Source organism: Enterobacter cloacae complex sp. P14RS (assembly GCF_014895895.1).
Lineage (GTDB): Bacteria > Pseudomonadota > Gammaproteobacteria > Enterobacterales > Enterobacteriaceae > Enterobacter > Enterobacter bugandensis.
The window spans coordinates 258,539-270,629 of record NZ_JADBQM010000011.1; the positions used below are offsets into that span (position 1 = coordinate 258,539).

The 12,091-nt window shown below is 50.7% G+C and carries 13 protein-coding genes; 5 read left to right on the forward strand and 8 right to left on the reverse strand.

Annotation, left to right across the window (positions count from 1 at the left end):
• Window positions 1-84 precede the first annotated feature (84 nt).
• Window positions 85-621 carry a hypoxanthine phosphoribosyltransferase gene (gene hpt, locus IM295_RS10470; RefSeq protein WP_032644976.1) on the forward strand — a complete coding sequence of 179 codons (537 nt, stop codon included), beginning with the start codon at window positions 85-87 and terminating at the stop codon, window positions 619-621.
• A 61-nt stretch (window positions 622-682) separates the two neighbouring features.
• Here hpt and can read toward each other — a convergent pair whose 3' ends face one another.
• Window positions 683-1,345, reverse strand: coding sequence for a carbonate dehydratase (can, locus tag IM295_RS10475; protein WP_014882586.1), 663 nt, complete (start codon window positions 1,343-1,345; stop codon window positions 683-685).
• Window positions 1,346-1,452: 107 nt separating this feature from the next.
• On the opposite strand from can, the gene IM295_RS10480 reads away from it, so the two are divergent.
• The 4 genes from IM295_RS10480 (at window position 1,453) to IM295_RS10495 (ending at window position 5,002) form a co-directional block, all read left to right on the forward strand.
• Window positions 1,453-2,379 carry an ABC transporter ATP-binding protein gene (locus tag IM295_RS10480; protein ID WP_028015540.1) on the forward strand — a complete coding sequence of 309 codons (927 nt, stop codon included), beginning with the start codon at window positions 1,453-1,455 and terminating at the stop codon, window positions 2,377-2,379.
• Window positions 2,376-3,146, forward strand: coding sequence for an ABC transporter permease (locus IM295_RS10485; protein WP_193066651.1), 771 nt, complete (start codon window positions 2,376-2,378; stop codon window positions 3,144-3,146). Before IM295_RS10480 ends, IM295_RS10485 begins: the two co-directional genes overlap by 4 nt.
• A gap of 104 nt (window positions 3,147-3,250) precedes the next feature.
• Window positions 3,251-3,691: a PTS sugar transporter subunit IIA gene (locus IM295_RS10490; RefSeq protein ID WP_028015541.1), complete on the forward strand. Its 441-nt coding sequence runs from the start codon at window positions 3,251-3,253 to the stop codon at window positions 3,689-3,691.
• Between the two features lie 63 nt (window positions 3,692-3,754).
• Window positions 3,755-5,002 carry a polysaccharide deacetylase family protein gene (locus tag IM295_RS10495; RefSeq protein WP_193066675.1) on the forward strand — a complete coding sequence of 416 codons (1,248 nt, stop codon included), beginning with the start codon at window positions 3,755-3,757 and terminating at the stop codon, window positions 5,000-5,002.
• A 1-nt stretch (window position 5,003) separates the two neighbouring features.
• Here IM295_RS10495 and IM295_RS10500 read toward each other — a convergent pair whose 3' ends face one another.
• From IM295_RS10500 to IM295_RS10530, 7 genes are all read right to left on the reverse strand, one after another.
• Window positions 5,004-6,086, reverse strand: coding sequence for a fimbrial protein StkG (locus IM295_RS10500; RefSeq protein WP_193066652.1), 1,083 nt, complete (start codon window positions 6,084-6,086; stop codon window positions 5,004-5,006).
• A gap of 34 nt (window positions 6,087-6,120) precedes the next feature.
• Window positions 6,121-6,753: a fimbrial-like protein gene (locus IM295_RS10505; protein ID WP_367117729.1), complete on the reverse strand. Its 633-nt coding sequence runs from the start codon at window positions 6,751-6,753 to the stop codon at window positions 6,121-6,123.
• Window positions 6,753-7,310 carry a fimbrial protein gene (locus IM295_RS10510; RefSeq protein ID WP_028015545.1) on the reverse strand — a complete coding sequence of 186 codons (558 nt, stop codon included), beginning with the start codon at window positions 7,308-7,310 and terminating at the stop codon, window positions 6,753-6,755. Before IM295_RS10510 ends, IM295_RS10505 begins: the two co-directional genes overlap by 1 nt.
• Before the next feature lie 23 nt (window positions 7,311-7,333).
• Window positions 7,334-7,912, reverse strand: coding sequence for a fimbrial protein (locus IM295_RS10515; protein WP_028015546.1), 579 nt, complete (start codon window positions 7,910-7,912; stop codon window positions 7,334-7,336).
• 13 nt (window positions 7,913-7,925) lie between these two features.
• The gene (locus IM295_RS10520; protein WP_193066654.1) at window positions 7,926-10,505 is read right to left on the reverse strand and encodes an outer membrane usher protein; all 2,580 of its coding nucleotides are present in this window, start codon (window positions 10,503-10,505) and stop codon (window positions 7,926-7,928) included.
• A gap of 65 nt (window positions 10,506-10,570) precedes the next feature.
• Complete coding sequence (locus tag IM295_RS10525) at window positions 10,571-11,308, reverse strand: fimbrial chaperone (protein WP_047367347.1); 738 nt, start codon at window positions 11,306-11,308, stop codon at window positions 10,571-10,573.
• 61 nt (window positions 11,309-11,369) lie between these two features.
• On the reverse strand, window positions 11,370-11,957 hold the full coding sequence (locus tag IM295_RS10530; protein ID WP_193066655.1) for a fimbrial protein: 588 nt from the start codon (window positions 11,955-11,957) through the stop codon (window positions 11,370-11,372).
• Window positions 11,958-12,091: the final 134 nt, after the last annotated feature.

Below are 12,091 nucleotides of genomic sequence, written 5' to 3' on the forward strand. Positions count from 1 at the left end.
ATATAATGGCTGGCTTGCGTATCGATGCCGGAGCAAGATTCATCCGCATTGAAAGATTTTCATCAAAATCATTTGGTTAGTAATATGAAACATACTGTTGAAGTGATGATCCCGGAAGCCGAGATCAAAGCGCGTATCGCCGAACTGGGTCGTCAAATCACCGAGCATTACAAGGACAGCGGCAGCGAAATGGTGCTGGTTGGTCTGCTGCGCGGTTCTTTCATGTTCATGGCAGACCTGTGCCGTGAAGTGCAGGTACCGCACGAGGTCGATTTTATGACCGCTTCCAGCTACGGCAGCGGCATGTCCACAACCCGTGATGTGAAAATCCTGAAAGATCTGGATGAAGATATTCGTGGCAAAGATGTGTTGATCGTTGAGGACATTATCGACTCCGGCAACACCCTTTCAAAGGTGCGCGAGATCCTGAGCCTGCGCGAGCCAAAATCGCTGGCGATTTGTACGCTGCTGGATAAACCGGAGCGTCGTGAAGTGCAGGTGCCGGTGGAGTTTGTCGGTTTCTCCATCCCGGACGAGTTCGTGGTGGGTTACGGCATTGATTACGCGCAGCGTTATCGTCATCTGCCGTATGTTGGGAAAGTGGTATTGCTGGACGAGTAATTGCGGGCTGATGCCCTCACTCCGACCCTCTCCCACGGGGAGAGGGCGAAAACCCCCGGCTTTATTTATGGTTCACATGCTTAAGCTTGAGGTTGGCAATCCCCGAACGGTAACGCTGCTCCAGCGTTTCGCGGTTGGTGGCGGTGACTTCCAGATTGCGCAGCAGGCCATCGTGAATACCGTACGCCCAGCCGTGGATTGATACCTTCTGCCCGCGTTTCCACGCCGACTGCATGATGGTCGAATGCCCAAGGTTATATACCTGCTCCATCACGTTCAGCTCGCACAGCGTGTCCATGCGTCGCTCCTGCGGCATTTCGCCGAGCAGTGAACTATGTTTGAACCAGATATCGCGGATGTGCAGCAGCCAGTTATCAATTAAACCCAGTTCCGGGTTTTCAACCGCCGCCTGCACGCCGCCGCAGCCGTAGTGGCCGCAAATAATGATGTGCTCGACTTCCAGGACGTCAACGGCATACTGAACCACGGAAAGGCAGTTGAGATCGGTATGAATCACCAGGTTGGCGACGTTGCGGTGAACAAACAGTTCGCCGGGCTCAAGGCCGGTCAGACGCTCGGCAGGTACGCGGCTGTCTGAACAGCCAATCCAGAGAAAGCGCGGGTTCTGGGCTTGTGCGAGTTTTCCAAAAAATCCGGGGTCTTCCTCCACCAGCATTTTTGACCATAGTGCATTGTTGCTAATGAGTGTATCTATGTCGTTCATGGAGGTTAGCGACCTGTAACCGAGTAATTGCGTTGCGCTACTATAGGGTAACCCGACTTTTAATGAAACCACACAACGTGTGTAAGAACTGAAGGTAAGTTAAATTCATGGCAATTGCACTGGAGCTTGAGCAGCTTAAAAAAACCTATCCGGGTGGCGTTCAGGCGCTACGCGGGATAGATCTAAAAGTAGAGGCCGGGGATTTTTACGCGCTTCTGGGGCCGAACGGGGCGGGGAAATCCACCACCATCGGGATCATCAGCTCGCTGGTGAATAAAACGTCCGGACGGGTGAGCGTCTTTGGTTACGACCTGCAAAAAGATGTGGTAAACGCCAAGCGCCAGCTGGGGCTGGTACCGCAGGAGTTCAACTTCAACCCGTTTGAGACGGTGCAGCAGATTGTCGTTAACCAGGCGGGTTATTACGGCGTTGAGCGTAAAGAGGCGCTTGAGCGTAGCGAAAAGTACCTGAAACAGCTCGATTTGTGGGAAAAGCGTAACGAACGTGCGCGGATGTTGTCCGGCGGGATGAAGCGCCGCCTGATGATTGCCCGTGCGCTGATGCACGAGCCGAAGCTGCTGATCCTTGATGAACCCACCGCAGGCGTGGATATCGAACTGCGTCGTTCTATGTGGGGTTTCCTAAAGGATCTTAATGACAAAGGCACCACCATCATTTTGACCACCCACTACCTTGAAGAAGCAGAGATGCTATGCCGAAACATCGGCATAATTCAGCACGGCGAGCTGGTGGAGAACACCTCGATGAAGGATCTGCTCTCCAAGCTGAAATCCGAAACGTTTATTCTCGATCTGGCGGCAAAAAGCCCGCTACCGAAGCTTGAAGGATACCAGTATCGCCTGGTTGATACCTCAACGCTGGAAGTGGAAGTGCTGCGCGAGCAGGGGATCAACAGCGTGTTCTCCCAACTGAGCGCGCAGGGGATTCAGGTTTTAAGCATGCGTAACAAAGCGAACCGACTGGAAGAGCTGTTTGTCTCTCTGGTGCAGGATAAACAAGGAGACAAGGCATGACGCATCTTTATTGGGTCGCGCTGAAAAGTATCTGGGCGAAAGAGATTAACCGCTTTATGCGTATCTGGGTGCAAACCCTGGTACCGCCGGTCATCACCATGACGCTCTATTTCATCATCTTCGGCAACCTGATTGGTTCCCGCATTGGTGAGATGCACGGTTTTACCTATATGCAGTTTATCGTGCCGGGCCTGATTATGATGGCGGTGATCACCAACGCCTACGCAAACGTGGCCTCGTCGTTCTTCAGCGCTAAGTTCCAACGCAATATTGAAGAGTTGCTGGTGGCGCCGGTGCCAACGCACGTCATCATAGCCGGTTACGTGGGCGGCGGCGTGGCGCGCGGGCTGTGCGTGGGCATCCTGGTGACGGCGATTTCGCTGTTCTTCGTGCCGTTCCAGGTGCACTCGTGGCTGTTCGTGGCGCTGACTCTGCTGCTGACGGCAATTCTGTTCTCGCTGGCCGGTCTGCTGAATGCGGTGTTCGCTAAAACGTTTGACGACATCAGTCTGATCCCGACCTTTGTGCTGACGCCGCTGACCTATCTCGGCGGGGTGTTCTACTCCCTGACGCTGCTGCCGCCGTTCTGGCAGGCGCTGTCGCATCTGAACCCGATCGTCTACATGATCAGCGGCTTCCGCTTTGGCTTCCTCGGCATTACCGATGTTCCGCTGTTTAACACGGTGGCGGTGCTGGTGGTGTTCATCATCGCCTTCTACCTGCTGTGCTGGTATCTGATCCAGCGCGGGCGCGGTCTGCGTAGTTAACCCTCTGCCCGGCGACGCTCTGGTTGCCGGGCACTTTCTTTGACGGTTATCACCGTAAGCAAACCTTCACTCCGCTAAACTACTTGCCTGCTAAGGAGAGAGTTATGCTGGGATGGGTGATCACCTGCCACGATGAACGAGCGCAGGACATGCTGGATACGCTTGAGGCCAAATTTGGCCCGCTGGCGCAATGCCGGGTGGTTAACTACTGGCGCGGGTTGAGCACCAACATGCTCAGCCGGATGATGTGCGATGCCCTGCATGAAACGGATACCGGTGATGGGGTGATTTTTCTTACCGATAAATCCGGCGCGGCGCCTTACCGCGCGGCCGCTTTGCTGAGCCACAAGCATGATAATTGTGAAGTGATCTCCGGTATCAGCCTGCCTTTACTCGAAGCCCTCTATCCGCTTCGCGCCTCATTGAGCAGCGCAGAGTTTCGGCACGCTATCGTGGCGGAGGGACAGCCGGAGGTGAGCAGCCTGTGGCACCAGCAGCAGAAAAACCCGCCTTTCGTTCTGCTTCACGATCTGTATAAGCATTAAACATTGGTATTGATGTCGCTTTTGCTACAATGGCGACTGATTTCCCGTGTCGATTTATATCCTATGTTCATGCGCGTGTTCTTTCTCCTTTTGCTGCTGGTTTCCGGCGGGGCGTCTGCCAGCCTGATAAGTCAGCAAGGGCTTCCTGCTCAATATATGCAAACCACTGAGGATGCTGCCATCTGGGCTCAGGTAGGTAACTCTGTGGTTAATGTGGGCAATATTCGCGCAGGGCAGATCATCGCGGTCTTTCCCGCGGCGGCGGATTATTACGAATTTCGCTTCGGGTTCGGTACCGGCTTTATTGATAAAGACCACCTTGAGAAAGTGCAGGGCAAGCAACGCGTTGAGGACAGCCTGGGCGACCTGAACAAGCCGCTCAGTAACCAGAACCTCATCACCTGGAAAGATACGCCCGTCTATAACGCGCCCAATAGCGGAAGCGCGCCCTTTGGCACCCTGAGCGCCAACCTGCGCTATCCCATTCTGAATAAACTCAAAGACCGCCTGAACCAGACCTGGTATCAGATCCGCATCGGCAACCGCCTGGCGTGGATAAGCAGCCTGGACGCGCAGGAAGATAACGGCATTCCGGTTCTGACCTATCACCATATCCTGCGCGATGAGGAGAACACCCGTTTTCGTCATACCTCTACCACCACCAGCGTGCGCGCGTTCAGCAACCAGATGACCTGGCTTCGCGACCAGGGGTACACCACGCTGACGATGTATCAGCTGGAAGGCTACGGGCGCAACAAGCTGAACCTGCCCGCGAAGGCGGTGGTGATTACCTTTGACGACGGCCTGAAGTCGGTGAGCCGCTACGCGTATCCTGTGCTGAAAGAGTATGGCTTCAACGCGACGGCGTTTATCATTTCGTCACGTATTAAAGGCCATCCGCAGAAGTGGGATCCGAAATCGCTGCAGTTTATGAGCGTTCAGGAAATCAAAGGCATTCAGGATGTGTTCGACATTCAGTCGCACACGCACTTCCTGCACCGCGTGGACGGGTATAAACACCCGATCTTACTGAGCCGCAGCTATCACGTGATCCTGTTTGATTTTGAGCGTTCTCGTCGCGCGCTGTCACAGTTCAACCCGCGTGTGCTCTACCTTTCGTATCCGTTTGGCGGCTATGACAATAAGGCGGTCAAGGCGGCGAATGATGCCGGTTTCCATCTGGCCGTGACCACGGTGAAGGGGAAGGTGAAGCCGGGGGATAATCCGTTCTTACTGAAACGACTCTATATCTTAAGAACGGATTCGCTGGAGACGATGTCGCGGCTGATCAGCAATCAGCCGCAGGGATAAGCTATTCGTAGGTGATCTGCAACGTGCCGATGGCGCTGAACGTTCCTGAAGTGACTTTTTCTGTACCAGATTTAACCAACTGAGCCGTGAGAGACTCGCTAAATGACGGGATGATAGTGTTCCCTTTTGTCGCATAGTTGTTAGTAGAATTAGGCACCGCCAGGCTGTTGTCCGGCCACTTCAGCAACACGCCCACGCCTTTTGCCGCATTCGACGATGCGGTGTTCGCGAGTAAAGAGCCATCAGTCCCGGTTGTCTTACTGGTGGTCAACTTCATCGTAATTTTGCGTGTGTTGGTGCAATTCCCTGACACGGTAGCAGAGACTTTTTGCGTGTTATCGTTCTCGACATCGGAAACATCATACTCCCCCAGATCTACGCTTTTAGGGGCCGTAAGAGTGCAGGTCGGTTTTTCAACAGGAACATTGAAGGCCATATCGGGTATCGTGATTAACGGACGTGGATGGTCCTGTTCATCTGATGTGTTGGGGTTACCTACGACAATATTGCCAATATTCCCGGCCACTGGACCTATCTGTGTGACGCTTGCGGGCACGCCAGCATATGAGGGTAATTGATAAAATTCCATACGGGCATACCACCATACTGCTTTAACCAGATCTGAATTATCACCCTGATTGGCCGTTTCTACGTAACTTCCTGTAGTCGAAGGGAAAAAGGCGTTAAAAGCGTTGTTGGCCGGGTACATGGCCAGCGTATAGGCGATCCCCGTTACGTTAGTTTTAAAGAGTGCTTTACCGTCCACGCCACCGACGACCAGTGTACTGTCCGTTTTCTGATAGACGCGCTCGCCATCTTTACCCATTGAGCACCAGGAGTAGAGGCCCGGATTCACCTGCAAATCAATAAGGCCGCTTATTTTTGTTGGCGCGCTGACGCTCTCCAGGGGAACGATCTTGGGCTTAGCACCTTTGACATCCGAAATAGGCTGAACACTGTAACCATTAAATTTGCATTCATACAAATCGGCCGATGCAGAAAAACTTATTGCAAGAATTGACAAAGCAAGGCCTGCACCTTTTATGAAGAAATGACTTTTTCCGGCTCCTGCTATATAACACATTCAAAAATTCCTTATATCGGATGCTTGGTATATTTTAATTGTAAATAACGCTGACCAGCACGCTTGTGGTAACTTTCCCCGCGCTGACAATCCCTGTGTCTTGATAACGGGCATAGAAATTATAATTTGTTAAATACTGGCTTTCGGTTTGGTTAGATACATCAAAAATAACATCTGACGTTCCTGACGCATTGACCACATTGGTATTGTCTTTTTCTGAGAAAATCACAACGCCGACGTTTTCTGCTCCCCCCCCAGAGGCGGGAATTTCATTGGCGAACACCTGTTGAGAGCTTCCGATAACTATCCCACTTTGAGGTTTAAACTCAAAATGCAGGGTTTTTGCCAGTCCAGATTCACTTTCCGCACAGCTTTTCAGCTGTATTTCGAAGCGAGTTCCCCCAGCTGCGTCACCGGGTTGTAGCCGTGGGCTGCCGTCGGAGTTATAAAACCAACCTTTGCCAACGATCGGTAAAATAACTTTGCCATCATTCGGAATACTTACCTGACACGTATTGTTGATGATGTTTGCCGTCATATCCATCTCCAGGCTCGAGGCAAAACCTGCTGCGGGAAACCCCAGACAGCAGGCGAGCCATAACATCGCACTTCTAAAGTTTAAGCGGGAGTGGAACATCCTGTTAAAGCTACCAGTCTTAATAAACATTATTGATAGGTCACGATAAAAGTCACAGGGGCGCTGACCGAACCAGTGGTCACGTCAGAAATGGTTTTATCTTTAGCAATAACGATGCGCGCATCCATTTCAAATTTTCCCGCCCCGTCAGACAGGTTGACGATAGAAGTTGGGGCCGTGGCGCAGTTCAGCAGGGAACCTGAGTCGACAGAACCTTTCCAGATTTCAAAACCAACGTTATGCCCGGCTGCATATGAGTTCCCATTTTTGGCATTGCCAGTACAGGACCCGCCAGCACCCGGCGTGGCTTGAACGGAGGCATTTTTGACCCCGGCACAGTTAGTGAACGCGATTTTGAATGCCCCTGTTCGGTTCTGGCTCACCAGATCGGACTTAAATACATCGCCAAACGGCAAAATGCTAATGGGAGCCCCGCTCGCATCCTGAATCTCGGCATTACAGGTTCCGGCTTCAATGGTGGACGTAAAGGTGGCCTGAACGCTCGTCGTACCCGTAATGGCGCTTAAACAAACGGAAGGCAGGATGGCAGTCATCGCAAACACCAGTGATGTCATTTTCTTTTTCATATTAACGCTCCGTATTGCGCCAGTTATTCATAGGTGAAATTAAACGTAGCGATACCGCTAAAGTTGCCGGTCATGCCTTGCCCGCTTGCAGTTTCCACCAGCGTCGCCAGGAGTTGAACTTCGCCAGCACTTATTTCTCCGCTCGACCAGACGAGGCGCTGAGTATCAGTGGATGAATTGATGACAAAAGGGTCATCCGGAGTGGCGGTGCGGGAAATCGCCACGCCAATATTTTCTGCGCTGCCCTCACCGGAGAGTGAATTTTTAATTGCCGTATTCAGTGGGCTGGCACTACCGCTAATGGTCGTGTTCAGCTTTGTCAGACTCGAAGGGCATGAGACCATTTTGAGTTTAAAATTTGTTGTTGCTTTGGCATTTTTGAGGATGATGTAATCCAGGCGCACCTTGCCGTCGGTGCCAATGGGAATAACGTTGCTGGAGCCATCACCGCTGCCACCTTCAATTTTCATATCGCAGGTGGTGTCACGGATATTAGCGGTAAAGGTAATATCGAGATTATCGGCGTATGTTCCAAGCGACAGCGCCATCAGACTCGAACTTAATACCCATAATCCTGTTTTTTTCCCAGGTTTAAAAAGCATGCTCTAACTCCTTTTATAATACTGTGATGCGGCAGGTCTGGCCTGTCAGCAGCGTTGTTGGTCCAATCTTTTTCGCATTGGGCGGAATCTGATAGGAGACAGTACAGGATGTGCCGGACTCACTTCCCCAGACGATTTTTAACAACCCTTTATCTTCAATTCCGCGAATCCAGGCTTGCCCGGCCTGGCCTACGCTACCAACGGATACGCCTTGCTCCGTTTGAACATCGGCACCTAGCGGAATAAACCCACCGTCGTCACGCGTCAGTTCCATTAACACTGAACGCCCTTGATCGGTCTCAAAATTAACCAGCACAACGGCACCGCTACGCGGGACAGTAGTGGAACGGGTATTTTTCACTTCAACGTCAGAGCGCATATCGCTGATATCAAGACCGACGTTGTTTTCACGGTAGGCAGACAGATAGGGCATAAGGGCATAGCCTGAAGAGCCAATTTCACCGTTACCGATGGAAACTCGGGCACCTTCTGCTCCCTCAGCTTTAATCAGCGCAAGCGTATCGCTTTCGCTAATGCTGCCAGGGGCGAGTGTTATGCCACCTGAGTGCAGAATCATCCCGCCGCTATAGCTGGCGGAATATTGTCGGCTATCGTCATCGGATGCGGAGACGGAAAGACTCACCGGTCCATGCGGGCCGTTATAACTCCCATAACCGCTTAGCTGATTTAATGTATCGTCGTTACGCGTGGTGCTTTCGGTTATGCTGTAACTGAACCGGTTATCTTCGGTGTTGCCGTTGGCGCTGGCGTTAAAACTTCCACCGCCTTTTAGATCGCTGCCGATGCCCGTGGTGAGGGATGAGAACCCGCCTGCACGCTTGCCGTTACCCATCAGCGTGTCGAAAGGAATTGTGAGGCTCAAATAGACACTATCATCTTTTTCCCCGAACTCGTTGTAGGTGCGCTGCACGGAGAGGCTGTAACTTCCCCAGCTTAACGATTGACTGTGGCCAACCGAGTACTGCGCTGATGAGCTGCTTTCATTCCAGTAGTCCTGCCAGGTGGAGTTGACATACAGCGATCCCAAATCAAGGCCGTTAAAGGCCAACGGCTGGCTGATGTTCACCTGGATCTGGTTCTTCATGCGCTGAAAAGTCTGGTACACATCGCTGTTATCGCGGTCAGGGTTAAGCTCCCTGTCACGGTATTTGATCTCGTTGGTCAAGGAAGCTGCATCGCTCAGGCTGAGATAGTCAGATGTCGAAAACCGGTATGCTGCTACGTTGAAAGAGGTATTCGTGGCTTCCATGAGTTTGCTGTACGAGATACGATAACTCTCACCCTTAAGATGCCGTAAGCCGTCGATCCGGGCATCTGAATGCGTGACATCAAAGGCGAATGCGCCAATGCGGGTGTTCATAGCCAAACCCACCAATGCGGCGTAAAAATCGCTATCGGTGTACTCCAGACCCGCATAACCTGTGAAGGTATTGGATAATCCATAATAGCCCGTGGCGTAACCTACCTTTGGCTTGTCACGTAGGTTATCGTCACGCAGTTCACCCACGCCGACATCCCATCGGGAGTAGCCTGGGCGCAGCATTTGCGCGACCGAGGAATACGCGACCGAGAAGGAACGTTTGCTGCCATCCGCTTCTTCTACAGTGACGATAAGATCGCTGCCATAACCCGTCGTACTGAGATCTGAGATTTCAAAGGGCCCCGGCGGGACGGAGGTTTCGTAAATCGTGTTTCCGCTCTGGGCGATCGTGACTTTGGCGTTGCTGTTTGCCACACCCCGAATCACCGGCGCATAAGTCGATATGCCATTAGGAAGCATACGATCATCGTTATATAAACGCGCCCCGCGCAGACTAATGGAATCGAAAGCATCTCCACGGGTGTAGGAATCTCCCGCGATAAACTGTGCTTTCAGCGGCGTGATATCACGCTGGAGATAAATGTCCTGGCTGGCGTAATGGGTACCGGAATCCCGATCCCAGTTCAGATTACCTCGTGCCCGGAGCCGCCACGGGCCCAGGTTTGCTCCATAGCGTAACCCTGCGTAGGCCGTATCGGTGCTGTAATCAGACGTGTCCGCGTGCCAGCCGTTAAGATCCCAGGAGAGCATCGCCGCCGGGATCCCGTCTTCCCAAAGTGAAGGATCGACAAATCCCGCCGGGCGCTGAATGACGAAAGCCTGAGGAATAGAAAGGTCCAACTCCTGCGTGGAAGGATCGTAAGCCACACGTGAGCCGGGATAGGCGTCTGACACAGAGATGCACGTATCTTCGGAATCATCTCCGGCTGGTTTAAGTTGCTCGGTTGCTACATTTGTCTGGGTGAGCAGTTTACGCGTGATGCAGGGCGTAGCGCGCGGTGTACCATTCTCCTTAAACACAAGATCCGTGGTAATGGAAGGTTTTCCGTTAATAACCACCTTCACCTTATACGTCCCGGCAAGAACAGGGTTGCCTTTTGAAAAACGGCTGACATCAATTGATGTACCGGTGTTATAAAGAAACTGATCGTTAAACTGCACGTCTTCTTCTTTATTATTTTCAGCAGCAAATGCACAAAACGGCAATACCGCACTTATCGATAAACATAGTAGTGAACGTTTAAACCGCATGATGTACTCTGTCCCAGAGTTAAGCTAATTATAGTTATTCCGAATGATACGAGGCGGATAAATAATCAATTCTGTATGGATTCATACTTATCAATTCCACCGAAATCATTGATGGCTTGCCAGGTGATTTTGTTATACCCCAAGGTGTTATGATTTTTTACGTTCATAGTCTGGCTTGAGAATGGCTCAATATAATGCGTTTCAATATCGTAGCTTTTAGCACCAGCAATAAGCGTTGCCCCCGCCAGTGATACATAATAAGGTGAATCATTCTTCGCACTTAAAACGATATTTTGACCTTGCCGGGTTTCAGTCCATTTAAGATTTTTAGCCGCATCTGTCGGTTCTCCTTTCAAACCTGTAGGCCGGAAAAAGAGTTTTATGCGGGTACGGAATGCCAGCTGAAGCATGCTTTGCGTATCGCTTTCCTTTGCCTTTGGCGGAACTTCCAGAACGTTAAACCAGAACAGGGATTCTTTATCTTTTGGCAATGACTGACCAAGCCAGGTGATTCTGACCGTTTGCCCTTTTTGCGGTTCTACACGCGATACAGGAGGCGTGACAATAAAGGGAAGTTTCAGCTCTTGAGGATTAGTGGTATCTCTTCCGTCATCGAGCCAGGTTTGTACCAGTAAAGGTCTGGTGCCACGGTTATCCATAGACACCGTTACGTCTTTTGCTGATTCTGGATAAATGACACGGGTGCCGGAAATCACAATATCTGCACTGGCGTTAAGAGCAAAAACGCTCACCGAGGCCAGCAGCAGGGCTTTTAATCCGCTCTTAATATTCAGTAAGTACATGTCTACTCTCAAATAATACGAAAAAATGTGCCCTGCTGGGCACATTAACAGACGAATAAAATTATTCGTAGCTCATGGTGAAGTAAGCGTTGGCGCTAACTTTACCTGACTGCACAGGGCTAGTATCTTTCACCCAGTTGGAGCCAGGGACATAAGCAACGCGGTAGAACAGTTTACCGGAGCCGGCTTTCAGGTCTGTTTTCTGCGTATTATTGTCAGGCTGGCCTACCATAATACGAGATGAAACGGTTGGGGCATTGTTAAACAGGGCAAGTGCAACGTTGGTTGCAGAGCCTTGTACGTTAGCATCGGGTTCAATAGTACCGTTCGCAATAGCGCCCATATTTTTTGACATGAAGCTTGCAGAGGCATTCTTTAATGTCTCAGGGCAATTGGTGAGCAGCAGTTCAAAGTTTTTGGAACCGACGCCAGTATCAATAGTTGTGGATTCAACTTCAGATTTTTTAACGACGGGTAAGGTAATGGTAATATTGTTTTGTGATTCACCATTAGAGGTGGAAATATTACATGTTGTGTCTGTTACCGCACCATCAAAGGTGATTAAACCAAGATCCGTATCTGCGAGTGCTGAAAAAGAACCTACTGCAAACAAAGCTACAGCTGAAGCTAATAACGTTTTTTTTAACATAATTGAAATTCCATTTAAAAAACATTGTAATGATTTAATACAAGCAAAATGATGATAGGGATCTCTGTATACGTTGGGTATTTAGAATTACTAAAAATTATAATTAGAAAAAATTAAAGATTGATAAGTCATTG